Below are 20,218 nucleotides of genomic sequence, written 5' to 3' on the forward strand. Positions count from 1 at the left end.
GTTAGAGAAAAAAGCAAGTGGATTAGATCTAAAATTATAATTCAGGAGGAATGTTATTATGAAAAATGATCAACTTCGTGCATCAGTATTAAGCGTTAAGCTAATAGCTAACGTTAATCCTGATATGGCAAAAGAGTTTGAGTTAAAGCCTGAACATAAAAGTATAGGAATAATTACTGCAGATAGTGATGATGTTACATACACTGCTTTAGATGAAGCAACAAAAGCTGCTGACGTTGAAGTTGTTTATGCAAGATCATTCTATGGTGGAGCTGCAAATGCAAATACTAAGCTTGCAGGTGAAGTAATAGGAATATTAGCAGGACCAAGTCCAGCAGAAGTAAGAAGTGGATTAAATGCTGCAGTAGACTTCATTGAAAGTGGAGTTGCAACATTCTACAGTGCTAATGAAGATGATAGCATTGTATACTATGCACAACCTATATCAAGAACAGGTTCATATCTTTCTAAAACAGCAGGAGTTAAAGAGGGTGAAGCAATAGCTTATTTAATAGCTCCACCAGTAGAAGCAATGTACGCATTAGATGCAGCTATGAAAGCAGCAGCAGTTGAATTAAAAGCATTCTTTGGACCACCATCTGAAACAAACTTTGGTGGAGGGCTGTTAACTGGAAGCCAATCTGCTGTAAAAGCAGCTTGTGATGCATTTGCCGAAGCAGTTAAGTTTGTAGCAGATAATCCTACAGATTATTAGAATTAGGTCATTGTTATGAAAGAATCAACATTAGGCCTTTTAGAGACATATGGATTTGTAGGGGCTGTTGAAGGATTAGACGTAGCTTTAAAATCTGCAAATGTTAAACTTGTAAGCTGTGAATTTGTTACAGGTGGTATTGTTACTATACTTATTACTGGAGACGTAGCTTCTGTAAAAGCTTCAATAGAAGCTGCTTGCTCAGCTGTTGATAGATTAGGTAGCTTAAGAAATGCTCATGTTATAGCAAGAGCAGAAGAGAATGTATGGAACATACTAGATGGTAAAAAGAAAGATAGTTCTAGAAAGACAGATGAAATATCAGTAAGCGATAAAATCTTACCTACTAAAGTGGAGAATGAAAATACTGATAATGATGTAAAAGATACAGTAGATAACATAGAAGAAGATACATTAGATACTNNATACTGTAGATGAAATTCAAGAATCAGAAAATGATTCAATTGCAATAGAGGATAAGAAAGATATAAAACTTAGCTTTGAGAATCGTGAAGAGTTAGAAGCATTAAAAGTTCCTGAACTTAGAACTATTGCAAGAGAATTAAAGGAAAGACAAAAGCTTTCACTTACAAAAAAACAAATCAAATTTAGTAAGAAAGATCAGCTTATTGAAGCCATACTGAAGGAACAGTAGGAGGAAATAAAAATGGAAATGGTAGATAAAGACTTAATATCAATACAAGAAACTAGAAATCTTATCATTAACGCTAAAAAAGCTCAAGAAATATATAAAACTTTTTCTCAAGAAAAGGTTGATTCAATAGTGAAGGCTATAGCAGAAGCTGGAGAGCGTGAAGCTGTTAAATTAGCTAAAATGGCTTGGGAAGAAACTGGATTTGGGAAATGGCAAGATAAGGTTGTTAAGAATGTATTTGCTAGCAAATTAGTTTATGAAAACATGAAAGACTTAAAAACTATTGGAATTATAAATGAAGATAAGGTAAATAAAGTTTTTGATGTAGCTGTACCAGTAGGAGTTATTGCTGGATTAATTCCATCAACAAACCCAACATCTTCAACAATATACAAAGTATTAATTGCATTAAAATCAGGAAATGCTATAGTAGTTTCACCACATCCAAATGCAAAGAACTGTATTATTGAAACTGCAAAAATATTAAATGAAGCAGCAATAAAGGCAGGAGCTCCAGAAGGATTAATTGGATGTATAACAGTTCCATCACTTGATGGTACAAATGCATTAATGACTCACAAGGATACATCATTAATACTTGCTACTGGTGGAGAGGCTATGGTTAAAGCAGCTTATAGTTCAGGAACACCAGCTATAGGAGTTGGACCAGGAAACGGACCAGCATTTATAGATAAATCAGCAAATGTTTCCTTAGCAGTTAAGAGAATTATTGATAGTAAAACTTTCGATAATGGAGTAATTTGTGCTTCAGAGCAATCAATAGTAGTAGAGGAATCTATGAAAGAGATTGTTAAGGCAGAACTTATAAAACAAGGAATGTATTTCTTAAATGAAGAAGAATCTGCTAAGCTTGGAAACTTCATATTAAGAGCTAATGGAACAATGAATCCACAAATTGTTGGTAAAAGTGTAGAAACATTAGCTGAAATGGCTAAATTAAATGTTCCTCATGGAACAAAGGTATTAATATCAGAACAAACTACAGTGGGCAAAAATAATCCTTATTCAAGAGAAAAACTTACTACAATATTAGCATTTTACACAGTAAAAAATGTTGAAGAAGGAATAAAACTTTGCACAGAGATATTAATGAATGAAGGTAAAGGTCATACTTTAGTATTACACTGTGAAAATGAAGAAATCATAAAAGAATTTGGATTAAGAATTCCAGTTTCTCGTTTATTAGTTAATACACCAGGTGCTTTAGGTGGAATCGGAGGATCAACAAATCTTACTCCAGCACTTACATTAGGCTGTGGTGCTGTAGGAGGAAGTTCAACTTCTGATAACATAGGACCAATGAACCTATTAAATATAAAGAGAGTAGCTTGTGGTGTTAGAGAGCTAGAAGAACTTAGAGGAAATGGAGCTCAATGCGAAAACGCATCAACTACAATTTCTACAGAACAATTAGATTTAATTGTGAATAAAATCATGGAAAGATTAGCACAAATAAAGTAAGCAATAAAATATTAACATAAATTTAGTTAAAATTTTAAAAAATAATTTTTATGCAATTTAAGGAGGAATTTTAAAATGGCAAATATGAACGCATTAGGAATGATTGAAACTAAAGGATTAGTGGGAGCAATAGAAGCAGCAGACGCAATGGTTAAAGCTGCAAACGTAACTTTAATAGGAAAAGAGCAAATTGGTGCTGGATTAGTTACTGTTATGGTAAGAGGAGATGTTGGAGCTGTTAAAGCTGCTACAGATGCAGGAGCTGCTGCTGCTGAAAGAGTTGGAGAATTAATATCAGTTCATGTAATTCCAAGACCACATAGTGAAGTTGAAGTTATACTTCCAAAATACGAACAACAATAGTCTAAATTTAAATAATCCTAAAAATTATTAATATAACTAGGTATCTTTAAAGAAATAACTAATTAGCATTCTGGTGTATTTTATGTCATACACATGGCAATAACCTATAGATAGCAACACTATCTATGAAAACTTGCTCTTTGCTTGACACAAAATATCTTAGAATCTTTGATAAATTATTTTATTTCAGATACCAAACCAAAGTCTAAAGATTTCTACAACTCATCACAAAAGCTCGTGCCGAATGGCATGAGTGTGATGAATGTAGATGATGTAGATTATATAACTTGTAGTATTTCATGCTACAAGTATTGTGGTTTAACAAATTAATGTCCATCTTATATAAGGATGTGAGATGATGAGTGTTTTAACAGAAAGTATTTTAAGAAGTAAACTGAGAAATGAAAATTTAACAGAATATGTTGTGGAAAAAGGAGTAATAGTAACTCCTTCAGCAAGACAATATTTACAAGACAAAAATATAAAATTAGTTTATAAAGAACAACAAACTGAAAAAAGTAATCAGAATATTCAAAGGGAAGAAAAAGTATTTAACCCTAAATATGTTCATATAAATGGTGGAGTTTTTGAAAATAAACCAGAACATATGACTCAACTAAATGGTAATAAATTAGTAGAAAAAGATCACAGAAGAATTATACTAAGAGGAAAATTAGATAGCCTTCAAGCTAAAATATTACAAACTCAAATTCAATGTAAAAACTTAAATGAAAAAAAGGTGCTAAAGGATTTGGAAGAGGTTTTAGCTTATGTAAGAAAAATATTAGAAGTAGAAGTAACAGAAAAAGAATTACCAGAAGTTGCTTTGATTGGGTTAAATTCAGAAGAATTAAGAGCTACTTCTCATAACCCTAAAAAATATTTTAATATAGACCATATAATTTTCCCAAGCTATGAAATGGGAGATATAGTTGTAGCTTTAAATGCATTAAGAGCAGAAAGCAGAGAAGTTGAAATTGATGCATTAAAAGCATTTAAAAACCAAGATGGAGAACTATCTAGAAATGATATAGCACTAGCTTTGAATAGATTAAGTAGTTGTTTTTATATAATGATGTGTAAGTATGTTTCTGGAAAGTACAAATAAGAGGTGACAATTTTGAGTACAGTAGATTTAAATGTTAATTATATTATAGATGAAGTAGTTAAAAGACTACAAGGTGGAGAAGAAGATAATACAGTACTTGTAGAAGCTTCTGGTCGTCACGTTCATCTTTCACAAAAAGATGTTGATAGTCTTTTTGGAAAAGGTTATCAACTGACTAATAAAAGAGAACTATCTCAACCGGGTCAGTATTTATGTGAAGAAAAGGTTACTCTTATAGGACCTAAAGGAACATTACAAAATGTTTCTGTTTTAGGACCAGTAAGAGGAAACACTCAAGTAGAGTTATCAAAAAGTGATGCTGTTTCTATAGGACTAAATGCTCCAGTTAGAATGTCAGGAGATATTAAAGGTACTCCTTCTATAATTCTTGCTACACCAAAATCAGTATTAAGAATAGAAGAAGGTGTTATTGCAGCTAAAAGACACATACACATAACACCAGAAGATGCTGCAAAGTTTGGAGTAAAAGATCAAGAGGAAATTAAAATTAAGGTTGGTGGAGAAAGAGGATTAATCTTTGAAAATGTTGCTGTTAGAGTAAGTAGTAAATTCCAAACAGCTATACATCTTGACTATGACGAAGCAAATGCTTGTGGTTTCACAAAAGGACTTCGTGCAACAATAGTTAAGTAGAAAGGATTAATTTATGAAAGGCTTAAACGAAGTAGATAATCTAATTAAAGCCGTTGAAAAGACCATTAAAAAACCAGTAAAAGTAAAAAGAAATGATGAACTTTATGTTGGTGTAGACTTAGGTACAGCTTACATTGTAATTGTTGTACTGGATAAAGAAAGAAATCCTGTTGCCTGTGAAATGGAATTTGCGCAGGTAGTTAGAGATGGTCTTGTGGTTGATTTTATTGGAGCTACTAATATAGTTAGAAAATTAAAGAAAAAAATAGAAGATAAGTTAGGAATTGAACTTACGAAAGCTGCTATAGCTGTTCCACCAGGGACTAGTGAAAGAGACATTAAAACTCATAGTTATGTAGTTGAAGGTGCTGGCATGGACGTTGTATCTGTGGAAGATGAGCCTACAGCAGCAAATGCAGTATTACAAATAGAAAATGGAGTTGTAGTTGATGTTGGTGGTGGAACAACTGGGCTTTCCATATTTGAAGATGGAAAAGTTATATACACTGCTGATGAGCCTACAGGTGGAACTCAATTATCTTTAGTTATATCAGGAGCTTACAGAATCCCATTTGAGGAAGCTGAAAATAGAAAAAAGGACCCTGAAAATTATAGAGATATATTTCCAATGGTAACACCGGTAATTCAAAAGGTAGCTTCTATTGTTAACTCTCATATAAGAGGATTTAATGTGGAGAAAATTTATTTAGTTGGTGGAACTTGCTGCTTAAAAGGATTTGAAAACATTATTCAAAAGGAAACAGGTATAGAAACAGTGAAACCAATTAATCCTTTCTTAGTTACTCCTTTGGGTATTGCAATTAACTGCGTTAAATAAGGGAGGTATGTTGATGTATAGTGAAGATTTAGTTGAACTTATAACAAAAGAAGTTATGAATAGACTAAAGATATTATTAGAAGAAAATAATAAATCAAAGAAGAAATTATTAATTCTTGAACATTCAAAAGACTTATGTCCTATATTATCTGGAGCTTTACAGGATAATAACTTCATCATAGATTGTTTAGACAATATGGGTGATATTGAAAGTTATGAAGGAATAATATTACAAAATATCTCTAATAGTGAATTAGCTAATCTTTCATTAACCATTCAAGGGTCAATGAAAGAAAAAGTAGCAATTGAAGCAGCTTTAAAAGGCTTAAACTTATATGCTATGGAAAAAGGGGTAGAATATAAAAAATATACTACCACTGCTAATAGAGTTTTATTCAATACATTTAAAAATCATGAAGAAAAACTTAAAAGCTATGGAGTTAATTTTGTAGGACTAAAAGAGCTTTTATCTACTTTGAAAAGTGAGAATGTCAATGTTGCTCCAAAAACTGAAAGAAATAATAAAACAGATAAAGTAGAAGTTTCAGTTCAACTTAAAGATGAAGCAAATAGATCAGTTAAGAAAAAGCTAATATCTGAAACAGATTTAAGAAATTTATATAAAGATGGAGTAAAGGAAGTAGTAATTCCTAAAAAATCTATAGTGACACCACTAGCCAAAGATTTTGCTAGAATAAATAAATTACTAATAAAATTTGAGAGTTAAGAAATTTATTAGGAGAGGAAAGGTATTTAATTATGATTATTGGAGAAGTAGTAGGAAATCTATGGGCTACGAGAAAAGATGAAAATCTTAGTGGATTTAAATTTTTAGTTGTAAGAAAACTAGACTGCAAAGGTGAAAAAACAGACAACACAATTGTGGCTGTAGATAGCGTTGGCGCAGGAATAGGTGATCAAGTGCTTATTGTTTCTGGTAGCTCTGCAAGATATGTAATTGGAGATAAGAGAGCACCAATAGATGCAACAATAGTAGGAATAGTAGATTCACTAGAATTAGTATAAACTAATTATATTAACATAAATACACATTACATGGAGTTGATTTTATGAGTAAATCTTTAGGACTAATGGAATTTAATAGTATTGCAAGAGGAATAGAAGTAGCAGATATTATGTTTAAGGCCTCTAATGTGGAGGTAGTAACATTAAGACATATATGTCCAGGAAAATTTATGATTATACTTTGTGGTGATGTAGAAGAAGTAAAAGAAGCTATTGAAACCTCAAAAGAAATAGTAAATAAAAATATCGTAGCAAGCTTTGTAATTGCTAACGCTCACGAAGAGTTAATAAATGGACTGAAGAAAAGACCCTCTATTGATAATTTTGATGCTGTAGGCGTTATGGAAACTGCTAATGTTACGTCTTCATTAATTTCCTTAGACCTTGCATTAAAATCAGCTTCCATTAAACTAGTAAAATTAGTTATAGGTAATGGTATTGGTGGAAAATCTTATTTTGTAGTTACAGGTTCGGTGAGCAGTGTGGAGGAAGCTATTAAGGTAGCTGAATCTATAGTTGAACCTAAAAAAATAATTCATAAGACAATTATTCCGTCTCCTAGTAAAATTCTTTTAGAAAATCTATAAAATTATATAAGGAAAGAGGATGGCTATATGGATATAAATGAAATCATTATGTATATTATGGTAATATTCATGGTTGTAGGAGCTGTGGACAAAATCCTAGGAAATAAATTTGGATTTGGAGAGCAGTTCGAAGAAGGACTTATGGCTATGGGAGCTTTAACTTTAGCAATGGTAGGAATTATATCATTAGCTCCAGTTTTAGCAAACGTATTAAAGCCGGTAGTTGTTCCAGTTTATAAAGCTCTTGGAGCAGATCCATCAATGTTTGCTACAACATTACTTGCTTGTGATATGGGTGGATATCAATTAGCACAGCAATTAGCAGAAGCAAAAGAAGTTGCACCTTTTGCAGGATTAATATTAGGTTCTATGATGGGACCAACAATAGTATTTACTATACCTGTTGCATTAGGAATTATAAAAAAAGAAGATCATAAATTTTTAGCTAGAGGTGTGCTTGCAGGTATAATAACAATTCCAATAGGATCTTTTGTTGGAGGATTATTAGCTGGATTATCTCCATTAGTAGTTCTTATGAACTTAACACCTATAATAATAGTTGCAATTCTTATTGCTGTAGGATTAAAATTAATGCCAGAAAAAATGATAAAAGGTTTTACATACTTCGGAAAGTTTGTAACAGCTGTTATTACTGTGGGATTAGCTGCTATAATAATTGAAACAATCACTGGTATAGTTGTAATTCCAGGAATGGCTCCACTTTCAGAAGGAATAAAAGTAGTTGGAGACATTGCAATAGTTCTTGCAGGAGCATATCCATTAGTACACTTTATAACTAAAGTGTTTAAAAAACCATTAATGAAATTAGGTTCATTATTAGGTATAGGAGAAGTAGCAGCTGCAGGTATGATAGCTTCATTAGCTAATAGTATTCCTATGTTTGGTATGATGAAAGATATGGATAATAGAGGAAAAATAATAAACGTTGCTTTTGCTGTAAGTGCTGCCTTTGTATTTGGGGATCATTTAGGCTTTGCAGCAGGTGTTAATAAAGATATGATTGCACCTATGATAGTTGCTAAATTAATAGGTGGTGCTTCAGCAGTAGCTTTAGCTTGTTTTATGACACCAAAAAATGAAGTAAGTAAATAAGATGTTTTAAAGGAGATGTTATTATGGAGAACATAAATGAACAAGCAATTGAGGAAATAGTAAGAAGAATAATAACAGAGAAACTAGGTCAAGTGGCACCTGAATTTGAGAAGCATGTAGATCCAAGTGGCATAATGTCAATAAAGACTAGTACTGTAAAGCCAGAAAAATTTGATACTGGTAAAGAAGGTGACAAGGTTTACTTAAAAGATGTAGTAACACTTGAAGAAAGTCCAAGATTAGGCTGTGGTGTTATGGAAATGGATCAAACTAGTTTTGCTTGGACATTAAAATATGATGAAGTAGATTATATAATTGATGGAACTTTAGAAATCGATATAGATGGAAGAAAAGTTGTAGGTAATAAAGGTGATTTAATCTTTATTCCTAGAAATTCTTCAATTCATTTCACAGTTCCAAATCATGCTAGGTTTGTATATGTAACTTATCCAGCAAACTGGGCAGAGCTTGAGTAAAATAAAACTTATTTTAAATAATATAAAAGTGCCTATGGACATAGTCTATAGGCATTTTTATATCTATAGGAAATTTTGAAAACTAGAATTAAAAGTATTTAACATAAATAGAAAAAACCTGAAAATAATTTAAAACTTTTATCTTAATACTTATTCTTAACAATTATAATTTTGTTATAGTTTTTTATTAGTTGTTCTCTTATGGTTATTTTAATTAATATATTAAGATTATTTTAAGTTATCGTCGTTATTTTCTAATATTTCACTATGTTTACGAATAGGCTAACTTTGAGCTTCTGCTATATTATTTTCTTTAAGTTCCTCATTATATTCTCTGCTTAAAATTTCTTCATTACAGCAACATGTAGAGTCATTGTTTGTTTTTATAGGATATTTTAAAATATGATTTTCATTATTAGGAAATTCATATTTTCTGATATCAGGTATCATTATATGCTCTTTGGCCTTTTTAAAAACATTACTCTCAACATTAACTTTTGAATTATTATCAGAACTGTTAACATCCATCTGTTCTTGAAAGCTATTATCACAGCATTGAAGAGTTTCTTCTTCTTCAAAAGATTTAATTATTATATTTTTACCATTATTAAATTTTTTATCAATGCAATCACAAAGCTTTTTATTATGCATTTCAGAAAGTTTATCTGAAACTACTTTTGCGACTGCTGCCACACCAATAACTGTAAGTGCGGTTTTTATAACCTTTCCAAATTTGTTATTCATTATTTCCACTCCTTTAAAAGTCACTACACTATGCTATTAGTAGTTTGTATACTTTTCTATTTTTTATGTAATAAAATATTTTTATACAGCTACTTTATTTATAATTATCCTATAGACTATTATTGTTAGTTTTATTTTCTTATATCTATCAATAGTATTACCAAAATATATAATCTTAATATTAAACAATTAATTTTCTATTATAGAAATAAAATATATTAAATTTTTTCTTTTTATATTATCTAAATACTCTAATGTGAGTTTTTTCCCTTTAAGAGTTCCAGCTACCATAAGATGACAAAGAGCTATACCACTATCGATTTTGTTAATATGATCAAGAGTTTTTGCCATTTTGCCTTGTTTAACTCTATACATATGAATGATATTATCCTTTTTAAAAAACCTCCAAGGTTGGCTGTTAATTGCAGAGGGTGCATGTCTTACTGCATTCATTATTTCTAGCCAATCTTCAGTTAAGTTGCAATCTATAATTTCACTTAGAGCCTTTCGTTTTGTACTAGAAGCTAATTTTGAAGGTATATCAGTTTCTCTATTAGGATTAAATCCTATAGTATCAATTAAATTATCTTCTAACTTTTTTGGTATAACATCTTCGTAATGAAGAGGATAACCAAAGGAAATAACTATAACTGCCACATGATTATCGGGCATTTCAATTACGTTAGTAAGAAGTTCTTTTTTTATAAATCCTCCAATCCAACAAGTACCTAAATTAAAAGTAGTTAATTTGAGTACTAGATGCTCCAAACTATAGCCTACGTTTTCCATATAGCCTGGTTTTTCTTCAGAGGTAACAATTAAATAATGAGGAGCTTTAATCTTACCATAGCTTCCAATTATACCCCTTGATATGTCTTGAATTTTTTTGCCATCTTCTACAATATGAATTTTCATATCTATGTCTGATAATTTAGGGACAATATGAGTGTATTCTTCAACTTCCTTTAATATAGAAGATGCCAGAGGTTCTAGCTTATATTTTCTAATAGAGCATCGTTTATAAATTGCATCGAACAAATTATTATCAATCACAATACTACTCTCCTTTGATAAGCTTTAATTTTTTCATAATATCTTCTAAATGAAGAATATAGCTTTGAATACTGTTTATGTTATTACTGTATTTAAAATTATTTTGAAGTATATCATTAAAGTATATAAGCCCTAGCTCATTTAGAGATTTTTTAAATTTAATCTTATCTTCTTCATCTAAAGAATTATATCTAATTAAAATTTCATCATTAAATTCACTGATATTATTATTTAATCTTTCAGCCTTTTTTATATAGTTTTTCCTTCCGAAGCAAAAGAATACTATACAAATCAAAATATAGAATATTGTTATATACATAAAAAGTTCCTTTCATTAGGTATTTATAAGAAGAAAATAAGAATTAATTATTATGTAGCTCTTAATATCTTCCATTTAAATATATTTTTTATCATAATTGATTATGGTGCATATTAATAAATATACAATACTTAGAATAAATTTTATCATAATCTTTAAAAAGTATAAAGCTGTATTACTTACAAATATTACAAAGCAGATAAACATTTGTAAGCGTTTTATAATGAATTTATAAAAATTAACATTATAAAAGAAAAAGTAGATTAGAATCTATTACTACAAATAAATCATTGGCTATTATATCTAGAGGTATAATTGGGCAAAGAAGAGTAATAATTCTATAAATATAGTAAAATAGAAACCAATAATTAATAATTTATTAACAATATATTTAAAAAAAGGATATTATACTCATATATAGAAATATTTATATTGAGAGAGTACTTGGAGGTGTTTATATGAGTAAATTATATTATTGTATTGATTGTAAGAGATTGGTTAAAAATTCAGAAAAATGTGATTATTGTAATGGCAGTTTTTTAAAAGCAATAACAAATGGAACACCAGTAAATGTAATAGGAACTAAACAAAAAGGAAAAGTATTAAAAGTAGAAGATAGTACTGTAAAATTGATTGTTATAGATGAAGCTAAAAATAAGCTTATAAAAGAGTATAAAGCAGAACAATTAAGAAAGGTACTATAATAAGATATTTTGCATATAATATAAAAAAGAAGTATTTGTAGCTTGTATTTAACTTATGCATAGACTGTAACAGCTATGACAATTTGTTAAGTTAAGAGTTATGAATACTTTTTTTATTATGTCCTAAGCTATAGGATGATATCTATAATTTTAAAATAAGAACTGTTATAAGATTTGATAAATTGCTATTAAAGTATTAGAATGATTTAGGGGTTAGTACAAAGGAGGGGTGATATGAAAAAAATTAATGGAATAATTTATGCCATGCTTTCTTCAGTAGGTTTTGGCCTTATGCCTATATTTACAAAGATTGCTTATAATAATGGACTAAATCCTATAACAGTAGTTACTCTTAGATTTTTAGTAGCTAGCATTTTATTATTAGGGTATTTTATTATTTGTAAAGTGAACTTTAAGATTAATAAAAAGCAACTTATAATACTTATGGTTATTGGTGTAACAGGATATTCTACCACAGCCTTAACTTTATTTTTATCATATAATTATATTACAGTAGGTTTAGCTACTACTATGCATTTTATATATCCAGCTTTAGTCACACTGTTGTCTTTCATAATTTATAAGGAAAAGTTAAATAAACATAAGATAATATCCTTGTTATTATCTTTAATAGGAATATACATTTTAGTGGGCATGGATATAGGTGGGATAAGTCTTAAAGGAAGTTTCTTGGCATTATTTTCAGGATTAAGCTATGCAGGTTGTGTTGTTAGTATGGCAAGCAAAGCTTTAGAGGACTTAGATAATAAAGTTATAACCTTCTATCTTGCGTTATTTTCAGCTATTGCCATGCTTTTATATGGAGGATTAAAGGGAGAACTTATAACAACTTTGAACATATATTCTACTTTAGCGGTATTAGGAGTGTCCGTAATCTCTACAATAGTAGCTATTATATTGTTTCTTCATGGTGTTAAGATAATAGGAACTTCAAATGCAGCTATATTGAGTACTTTTGAACCTATTGTTGGAGTAATTATGGGAATTATAATATTTAAAGAAACTTTAACTATAGAACTTTTTGTTGGAGGAATATTTATAATAGCATCAGTTATAATACTTTCACGTTCAGTAAAGGATAATTCGATGAGAATAAAGGAAGAAAGATTAGAAGAAGTGAGCATAAGAAAATCACATATTGAGAATTAATTAAATAAATACTAAATTCTAAGTTGAAAACAAAATAAAATAGGTGTTTATAACAGCTCAATATAAACATCTATTTTATTTTGTCATGAAATTGTCATAGTTTTTGTTTACAGTAAACTAAAGAGCATTTTTATTGCAACAGCTAAAGACATGGTTACAAATATAGGCTTTATTATTTTAGAGCCTTTATTAATGGCAAGTTTTGTACCTAATTGTGCACCTAATATCATAAATATTGCTACTACTGCTCCAATCTTATAATCAATAGAATTACTTAGAGCGAAAGTAATTAGTGCAGAAATATTGCTTGCAAAGTTTAAACATTTGCTATTAGCAGAAGCATGTAAAAAATCAAATTTATAAATTTTTATTAATCCAAATACTAAAAAAGAACCTGTACCTGGACCAAAAAATCCATCATAAAAACCAAGTAAAAATGCAAAGCATATACCAATTATTATATTTTTCTTTGTAAGACCAGAAAAATTATCTTCACTACCTATATTTTTTGAAAACAATGTGTATATTCCTATACCTAAAACTAATGCTAATACTAAGGGATAAAGGAACTCTTGATCAATTAATAATACGGTTTTAACGCCTAATACAGAACCTATTAAAGTAAATGGTACAAGGAACTTTAATAGCTTGAAGTTAATAAAACCAGATTTCCCGAATTTATAAGCACTAGTAAAAGAACCGGTAGTAGAAGCAAATTTATTAGTTCCAAGGCTAAGATGTGGAGATACTCCTGCCATTAAGTAGGCTGGTAGACTTATAAGTCCTCCACCACCTGCTATAGCATCAATAAAGGCAGCAGCAAAACAAGCAATAGATAAAAAAATTAATTTAGCTAACATATTAACACCCCTAACAATACATAGTCCATGTAATATTATAAAGGGTATCTATGATATTTAGAAGGGGATTTCTAAAATACTATCATATTAGCTAGTTATTTTCTTGCATATGCCTAAAATAAATATTTTTCTCATTAGTATTATACATAAAGAAGTTAAAATTATAATTAAATAAGGAGAGATAAAATGAGCAATAATAATGAACATATAATAAGCTTTAAGGAAATATTCAAAACTACAATAATAGATTTATTAATTATGCTAGGAATTTCAGCTTTCAGTACCGTTATATTAGACTTTGTATTAAGATTATTTGGGTATTTTGTTGCAGAAAAAATTCAAACTATATTGGTATTATACTTAATTACATATATAATATATAATGTTGTAATGACATTGAAAAAGGATGGAATGACTTTTGGACAAAAGGTTTCAAAGCTAAAATTAGTAAAATGTGAAGAAGAGAACAAAGAGTTACAACCAGCTGTTGATATTGAAGACTAATTTTTAAATTGTCCACCAGAATTTCCTAATTTTTAAAGACGTGTATTAAAGAATAGGAGAAGATATTAGTGAGAAAGAGAAAAGAATATGAATTTTTAATAGAAACTACAGAATTTCCAGGTAAAGGTGTTGCCTTTTATGAAGGAGAAAAAGTAGCTATAAAAAATACATTACCGGGACAAAAGGTAAGAGCAAAAGTTACTAAGAAAAACTCTAATGGAGTAGAAGCTAAATTAATGGAAGTTTTAGAGGATGTAGATTATAAAATAACTCCTCATTGTGAAATATCTAATCAATGTGGTGGATGTAGCCATGCATTTTTATCTTATGAAAAACAACTAGAACTTAAAAGTGAACAAATATTAAAGCTTTTAGATAATGCGGGTATAACTGGATATGAATTTCTAGGGATTGAAGGAAGTCCCAAGGAACTAGAGTATAGAAATAAAATGGAGTTTACCTTTGGAGATATGGAAAAAGGTGGAGAACTTACTTTAGGAATGCATGTAAAAAATCAGAATTTCAGTATAATAACAGTAGATAAATGCAAAATTGTTGATGAAGATTTTAGAACTATATTACATGCAACCCTAGAGCATTTTAGAAAAACAGATCTTCCATATTATAAAGTGTTAAAACATGAGGGATACTTAAGAAATTTAGTTGTAAGAAAGGCAATAAATACAGGAGAAATTCTTGTAAATATAGTAACTACAACTCAGAAAGAATATGATTTTACACCTTACATAGAAGAATTAAGTTCTTTAGAACTTAAGGGAAAAATCACAGGAATAATACATACATTAAATGATTCTTTATCCGATGTAGTTCAAGCAGATAAAGTAGAAATACTTTATGGAAGAGCATATATAATAGAAAATTTATTAGGATTAAACTTTAAAATAAATCCATTTGCCTTTTTCCAAACTAATACAAAAGGCGCTGAAAGACTTTATAGTATAGTAAGAGATTTCTTAGGAGATTCAGACTCAAAAGTGGTATTTGATCTATACTGTGGAACTGGCACTATAGGACAAATTGTAGCTCCAAATGCCAAGAAAGTAATAGGTATAGAACTGATAGAAGAAGCAGTGGAAGCGGCAAAAGAAAATGCTAAATTAAATAATTTAAACAACTGTGAATTTATAGCTGGAGATGTAGCGAAGGTAATACAAAATATAACTGCAAAACCAGACATAATAATTCTAGACCCACCAAGAGCAGGGGTACACCCAGTAGCACTTGACTACGTAATAAAGTTCAATGCAAAGGAAATAATATATGTATCCTGTAACCCAAAAACTTTAGCAACAGATTTACAAGTGCTAACAGCAGATGGCTACAAAGTGGAAAAAGTTAAACTTAAAGACATGTTCCCGCATACACCTCATTGTGAGGCAGTGATGAAATTAATTAAGTAATTGTAACTAAATAATAAAGCTATGTTTTTATAAGAAAGATTTGATTATAGAGCCCACAGGCTATGCCTGTGGGCTTTTTGCCCATTCAAAAAAGAATAGAAAAAGATTGAGAAAAGGAAGAAGAAAAGAGTTTGAATTCATCGATTATGAAGGATTAAGCTTGAAAAAAAGGAGAGAAAAAATAGGAGGAAACCTCTTGAGTCAGAGAAGAAATATAGAAATGAAGATAGCGAGACTTTTGAAGAGCAGAATTGATTGAACAAAAAAAGAAATAATTCTATTCAGAGGAGTTCATTGAAATGTTAAAACAAGAAATAAGTAAGGTATAAAGTCCTAATTGCTATATAAATAGTGATTAGGGCTTTTTGACAGATTAAATAATTTAGGCTTAACTTTTCAGCCATATTTTACGATATATTATATTGAGTGGATTTTTTTTATTAATATTAATTTACAATTTAATTTAATGAGCTGAAAATTTAAAATATAAAAAATACTTTAATTTTATTGGGAATTATGCTAAACTTTACAATAAAAGGAATTAATCTAGGTTATATTGTATTTTTTACCTATCAATTAATTAATATAATTTACATGTTTTTTTATTAACTCAAGTATGAAATAGAAACAAATTAACTTTGATTATTAATTTTTTAATTAATATAAAATTTTTTATTAGCCGAATTAAGGGGGACATAGTTATGAAATCTAAGAAATTAAAATTATCGTTGTTATTGGGTGCTTATGCATTGTGTTCAATGTTATTAACGAGGCCTGTCAAGGCAGATGTTGGAGTTGTTAAGGGTGCTACACCTATCAATCAAGGTATGGCTATTCACGCAGACGATTTTACAATATACAATGATAAAATTGCTGCATCTTTTGCAGTAGGAACAAATAACTACTGGAACATGACAAATGGAAGTATCCTTGATGTTGCTATTATGAAAGATGGCAAATTTGGTGTTGATTTAGTAAATGATATTGAATTTCTAAACAATTACTGGACATCTACAGGAGCATTTAATGGTGAAAATCTACAGAAAAATCCAAAGGAAAATATTACATACAAAATAGAAGAGAATAAGGTTGTTGTTACTGCTAAAACAAGATATTGGACGGCAGGACATAAATTACCTTTAAATGTCACAATTGAGTATACATTAGAAGATGGTAAAAATTATATTGGTTTAAAAACAACTGTTGAAAATCCAAAAGGAAATGATGTTTATGAAAACATGTATGGAGGATATTCAATTAGTACTTTAGCTGCTAGCACTTTTGGGCCTTTTGGATATTATCCGGACAAAAAAATAACTGGTATCGGAATTGGTGCTGATAAAGATGTTAATGAAAGATTTGGAAATTACGTTGTAACTTATGATAAAAATTATGCTGTTTCCGTTCAATTAGATAGGGCAAATACATATAAAGGGTCAAGTGGATATAAGGATGTCTATGTAAATAATACAATTGAACCAGGAAAGAGCTGTATTTATACAGGTGAAATTTTAGTCTCAGATAAAGGTGAAACAACACCTATTATTGAACGTTTCATAGAAAAAGATCCAACAATTCAATCAGCGAATGTAAACGGTGTAGTTAAGGATTCGAAAGGAAATTCTGTAAAAGATGCATTTGTAGTAATCAGTAAAAAAGGTTCTTATAAGGAAACTGTAAAATCTCATGGTAAAGAACAACTTAAAAAAGATATTATGCAGCCATTTGCTTGGAAAATAACAGATGAAAATGGTCACTTTGAATTTGATTTACCAAAAGATGAATATGAGGTTCATGTTGAAGCTAAGGGATATACACCGTCAGATATTCAGAAGTTAAGCCTAACAGAAAATTCAACCTTAAATTTTATGGTTAAAGATGGAGCTCAAGCTTCTCTTAAAGCTGTTGATGAAAATGGAAATCCAGTTGATTTCAAGGTAACTGTATCAGGAATTACATCAACATTTAAAACACTTGGGGGAAATGTATTCTTTACAGATCCAAAAACACATGAAGCTAAATTTGAGGTATCAGCTCCTGAGAATCCTGTGACGTTTATAATTACACGTGCCAGTGATTATGAATCACTTCCAGCTACAATAACAAAAACAATAAAGCCGGGTGAAACGCTTAATGAAGAAGTTGTACTTCCTACATTAATAAAAACAAATTCAAGAAATTGGTATAGTATGGACAACCATCAACATGCAGACTTTGGTGATGGTGCAACACCAGTTAAAGAACTATATAAAGCTCAAGTTGCAGCAGGTTTAAATTATAACCTTGTTTCTGATCATGATGCAGTAGTAAATGATCCTCTTATGGCTGAATTAGCCAAAGAAGGTAACAGACCATTTATTCCAAGTATTGAAGTTTCTCCAGGTTGGGGTCATTGGGGTATTTTAGGTGCTGATTATACAAAGAATCCGATTTCTCCAGACTTAACTCCAGCAGAAATAATTAAAGCTGGACATGATATGGGTGCTCTTGTAGTTGTTAATCATCCATATACAGAATATGGTTTCTTCTATAATAGAGATAGCGTTAAAGGTGGATATGATGAAGGTACTGAAGATTTCGATTTACTTGAATTACAATCTACAATTGATTTAACTGATAGTACTAACATGGATAAAAGAGCATTAGATTCTGCAATGGGATATTGGAATAAAGGTATTAAAAAATACTTAAGTGCAGGTTCAGACCAACACGATGTAACTTCAGGATTATACCCAGGAATTATCAGATTATATGCTCATATTGAGGGGGAAAATACAACTGAAAAGTATCTTCAAACTATAAAAGATGGTCATAGTTATGTAACAATGGGACCTATATTTACACCAAAAGCAAACACAATGTTTGGTACAACACAAAAAGTCAAAGCAGGTAAAAAATACACACTAAATACAGAAATCCAAGCTGTTAATGGATTAAATCATATTGATGTTTACAGCGAAGGTAAGATTATTGCATCAAAAGACTTTGATAATACACAAGATGCTGTTAACTATAAACTAGATGTAAAACCAACAAAAAATACATGGTATAGTTTTGTTGCAACTGATGGAAAAGGTCACTATGCAGTTACAAATCCTATTTGGGTAGAGATTGCAGACGATACTAAAAAACCAGGGTCAAATGAAAACCAGGATCAACAAGGAAACCAGAATCAACAGGGAAACCAGGGTCAAATAAAGGGACAAAAGTGACTACAGTTGGAAAAGGGGACTTCCCAATACTGCTACAAATATATACGGAATATTACTAGCAGGTTCTATATTATCATTACTAGGTGCAGGTGTATTTGTATTTAAAAAGCGTCATGAGTAAATTTAAGTTATCATCTAAAAAGTTATCATTAGTAAAAGTCTTAAGTCTAGGAATTATAGTCCTAGGCTTAGGGTGTATTTTTTGGTCATTAATTAATATATGGTCACAGCCAAAAAATTCTTATGATGAAGGCACTGATANNTAAGGGACGGTTCATTTTAATTCTTATCCTTTTAGAAGAATTAAAATGGACCCTCTTTTAGGTATAATAAAAACGTAGATTTAAGAGTTAGTATAAGCGTTATATAATATAAAATAAAAATTATCTCTAGCAAAGATGCAGTAGGTATATATAATTTTTTATATATGACAATCAATATTTAACGTTTGTAAAAAGACTTATCGATGGTAGGTCTTATTTTTATACGTAAAATTAATCATAATGAAAATTATTTCATGAAATTAAAAAAGAAAAGGCTATTAATCAAGCTTTTTATCTTAGTTAGCGGTATTTTATTTAGCATTTATTTTTCAACAATTATGTATTTCCTATTAATAAAGCGAATGTTAGCTTTAGCAATTCTAAATTTATATAAAACCATAATAGTAAAAGAAAAAATGTTTACTGTTATTTATGCCTAGAGGGGTTTGTAGATATGCCTATATCTATTATGCAGAGAATAATGGCTTTGCTAGGTAATATCTCTAAAAATTTGATATGGATATCAGTCGATAAAATGTAATTTGATTCTGCTCAATAACTAATATAAATAGAAACTCGATGAAAATTTTTATAAAAAAGTGTTGACAGATTTAGTTATTAGGAATATTATAAAAGCATACCCACACCCGGTGGGGGTATGGAGGTGAAAGATTGAATAAAGAAAAAGAAGAAGCAGTAAAAGCTCTAAAAATATCTAGGGGTCAAATTGAAGCTACTATTAAAATGATAGAAGAAGAGTGATATTGTATAGATGTGTCAAATAAAATAATTGCTGCACAATCACTTTTAAAAAAAGCTAATTTGATGATTTTAAGACAGCATATGGACTACTGTGTTATGGAGGCTTTTCAGCATGATAATGCAGGTGAGAAAATAGATGAAATTATAGAGCTTTTATCAAAAGTAATTGGTAAATAAAATACTTTATTA

21 protein-coding genes and 3 pseudogenes are annotated in these 20,218 nt (G+C 29.8%); 20 read left to right on the forward strand and 4 right to left on the reverse strand.

Going from position 1 to position 20,218, the window contains the following annotated elements; translation table 11 throughout:
* The first annotated feature begins 58 nt into the window (after positions 1 to 58).
* The 12 genes from eutL to B3603_RS14930 all read left to right on the forward strand — a co-directional run bounded on the left by eutL (position 59) and on the right by B3603_RS14930 (position 9,017).
* Positions 59 to 715: an ethanolamine utilization microcompartment protein EutL gene (eutL, locus tag B3603_RS14875; RefSeq protein WP_291566308.1), complete on the forward strand. Its 657-nt coding sequence runs from the start codon at positions 59 to 61 to the stop codon at positions 713 to 715.
* 15 nt (positions 716 to 730) lie between these two features.
* The gene (locus B3603_RS14880; protein ID WP_291566310.1) at positions 731 to 1,153 is read left to right on the forward strand and encodes a BMC domain-containing protein; all 423 of its coding nucleotides are present in this window, start codon (positions 731 to 733) and stop codon (positions 1,151 to 1,153) included.
* 229 nt (positions 1,154 to 1,382) lie between these two features.
* Positions 1,383 to 2,852, forward strand: a complete 1,470-nt coding sequence (locus B3603_RS14885) for an acetaldehyde dehydrogenase (acetylating) (protein WP_291566312.1) — start codon at positions 1,383 to 1,385, stop codon at positions 2,850 to 2,852.
* A 75-nt stretch (positions 2,853 to 2,927) separates the two neighbouring features.
* Positions 2,928 to 3,215, forward strand: coding sequence for an ethanolamine utilization microcompartment protein EutM (eutM, locus tag B3603_RS14890; protein ID WP_291566314.1), 288 nt, complete (start codon positions 2,928 to 2,930; stop codon positions 3,213 to 3,215).
* Between the two features lie 358 nt (positions 3,216 to 3,573).
* On the forward strand, positions 3,574 to 4,323 hold the full coding sequence (locus B3603_RS14895; RefSeq protein ID WP_291566316.1) for a cobalamin adenosyltransferase: 750 nt from the start codon (positions 3,574 to 3,576) through the stop codon (positions 4,321 to 4,323).
* Positions 4,324 to 4,335: 12 nt separating this feature from the next.
* Complete coding sequence (gene eutD, locus B3603_RS14900) at positions 4,336 to 4,977, forward strand: ethanolamine utilization phosphate acetyltransferase EutD (RefSeq protein WP_291566318.1); 642 nt, start codon at positions 4,336 to 4,338, stop codon at positions 4,975 to 4,977.
* 13 nt (positions 4,978 to 4,990) lie between these two features.
* On the forward strand, positions 4,991 to 5,815 hold the full coding sequence (gene eutJ / locus B3603_RS14905) for an ethanolamine utilization protein EutJ (RefSeq protein WP_291566320.1): 825 nt from the start codon (positions 4,991 to 4,993) through the stop codon (positions 5,813 to 5,815).
* Positions 5,816 to 5,828: 13 nt separating this feature from the next.
* Positions 5,829 to 6,542 carry a hypothetical protein gene (locus tag B3603_RS14910; protein ID WP_291566321.1) on the forward strand — a complete coding sequence of 238 codons (714 nt, stop codon included), beginning with the start codon at positions 5,829 to 5,831 and terminating at the stop codon, positions 6,540 to 6,542.
* A 32-nt stretch (positions 6,543 to 6,574) separates the two neighbouring features.
* Positions 6,575 to 6,841, forward strand: a complete 267-nt coding sequence (locus tag B3603_RS14915; RefSeq protein WP_291566323.1) for a EutN/CcmL family microcompartment protein — start codon at positions 6,575 to 6,577, stop codon at positions 6,839 to 6,841.
* A 44-nt stretch (positions 6,842 to 6,885) separates the two neighbouring features.
* On the forward strand, positions 6,886 to 7,428 hold the full coding sequence (locus B3603_RS14920) for a BMC domain-containing protein (RefSeq protein WP_291566326.1): 543 nt from the start codon (positions 6,886 to 6,888) through the stop codon (positions 7,426 to 7,428).
* Positions 7,429 to 7,455: 27 nt separating this feature from the next.
* On the forward strand, positions 7,456 to 8,541 hold the full coding sequence (gene eutH / locus B3603_RS14925) for an ethanolamine utilization protein EutH (RefSeq protein WP_291566328.1): 1,086 nt from the start codon (positions 7,456 to 7,458) through the stop codon (positions 8,539 to 8,541).
* Positions 8,542 to 8,564: 23 nt separating this feature from the next.
* Positions 8,565 to 9,017: a cupin domain-containing protein gene (locus B3603_RS14930; protein WP_291566330.1), complete on the forward strand. Its 453-nt coding sequence runs from the start codon at positions 8,565 to 8,567 to the stop codon at positions 9,015 to 9,017.
* Positions 9,018 to 9,299: 282 nt separating this feature from the next.
* On the opposite strand, the gene B3603_RS14935 is transcribed toward B3603_RS14930, so the two are convergent.
* The 3 genes from B3603_RS14935 to B3603_RS14945 form a co-directional block, all read right to left on the reverse strand.
* A complete protein-coding gene (locus tag B3603_RS14935; protein WP_291566332.1) occupies positions 9,300 to 9,761 on the reverse strand; it encodes a hypothetical protein in 462 nt (153 codons plus the stop codon).
* A gap of 189 nt (positions 9,762 to 9,950) precedes the next feature.
* Positions 9,951 to 10,814, reverse strand: coding sequence for a nitroreductase family protein (locus B3603_RS14940; RefSeq protein ID WP_291566334.1), 864 nt, complete (start codon positions 10,812 to 10,814; stop codon positions 9,951 to 9,953).
* 4 nt (positions 10,815 to 10,818) lie between these two features.
* Positions 10,819 to 11,133 (reverse strand): hypothetical protein, encoded by a 315-nt coding sequence (locus tag B3603_RS14945; protein WP_291566336.1) that lies wholly within the window; start codon positions 11,131 to 11,133, stop codon positions 10,819 to 10,821.
* A gap of 458 nt (positions 11,134 to 11,591) precedes the next feature.
* Here B3603_RS14945 and B3603_RS14950 point away from each other — a divergent pair, with 458 nt between their 5' ends.
* Together B3603_RS14950 and B3603_RS14955 are read left to right on the forward strand one after the other, a co-directional pair.
* Complete coding sequence (locus tag B3603_RS14950) at positions 11,592 to 11,837, forward strand: hypothetical protein (protein ID WP_291566338.1); 246 nt, start codon at positions 11,592 to 11,594, stop codon at positions 11,835 to 11,837.
* Positions 11,838 to 12,071: 234 nt separating this feature from the next.
* On the forward strand, positions 12,072 to 13,007 hold the full coding sequence (locus B3603_RS14955) for a DMT family transporter (protein ID WP_291566340.1): 936 nt from the start codon (positions 12,072 to 12,074) through the stop codon (positions 13,005 to 13,007).
* 107 nt (positions 13,008 to 13,114) lie between these two features.
* Here the strand turns inward: B3603_RS14955 and B3603_RS14960 are convergent, their stop codons facing one another.
* Positions 13,115 to 13,867: a sulfite exporter TauE/SafE family protein gene (locus B3603_RS14960; RefSeq protein WP_291566342.1), complete on the reverse strand. Its 753-nt coding sequence runs from the start codon at positions 13,865 to 13,867 to the stop codon at positions 13,115 to 13,117.
* 186 nt (positions 13,868 to 14,053) lie between these two features.
* Here B3603_RS14960 and B3603_RS14965 point away from each other — a divergent pair, with 186 nt between their 5' ends.
* The 6 genes and pseudogenes from B3603_RS14965 (at position 14,054) to B3603_RS14990 (ending at position 20,206) form a co-directional block, all read left to right on the forward strand.
* Entirely contained in the window at positions 14,054 to 14,371 is a 318-nt protein-coding gene (locus tag B3603_RS14965; RefSeq protein WP_291566344.1) for an RDD family protein, read from the forward strand.
* 68 nt (positions 14,372 to 14,439) lie between these two features.
* The gene (rlmD, locus tag B3603_RS14970; protein ID WP_291566346.1) at positions 14,440 to 15,792 is read left to right on the forward strand and encodes a 23S rRNA (uracil(1939)-C(5))-methyltransferase RlmD; all 1,353 of its coding nucleotides are present in this window, start codon (positions 14,440 to 14,442) and stop codon (positions 15,790 to 15,792) included.
* A gap of 40 nt (positions 15,793 to 15,832) precedes the next feature.
* Positions 15,833 to 16,051: a hypothetical protein gene (locus tag B3603_RS14975; RefSeq protein ID WP_291566348.1), complete on the forward strand. Its 219-nt coding sequence runs from the start codon at positions 15,833 to 15,835 to the stop codon at positions 16,049 to 16,051.
* A gap of 442 nt (positions 16,052 to 16,493) precedes the next feature.
* Positions 16,494 to 19,125 (forward strand): annotated as a pseudogene (locus B3603_RS14980) (CehA/McbA family metallohydrolase).
* Positions 19,100 to 19,264, forward strand: a pseudogene (locus tag B3603_RS23145) (class D sortase); the annotation flags it as partial. The pseudogenes B3603_RS14980 and B3603_RS23145, both read left to right, overlap by 26 nt.
* Before the next feature lie 675 nt (positions 19,265 to 19,939).
* Positions 19,940 to 20,206 (forward strand): annotated as a pseudogene (locus tag B3603_RS14990) (metal-sensing transcriptional repressor).
* Positions 20,207 to 20,218 lie beyond the last annotated feature (12 nt).

This window comes from Clostridium sp. UBA2485, from assembly GCF_002341865.1.
Lineage (GTDB): Bacteria > Bacillota > Clostridia > Clostridiales > Clostridiaceae > Clostridium_J.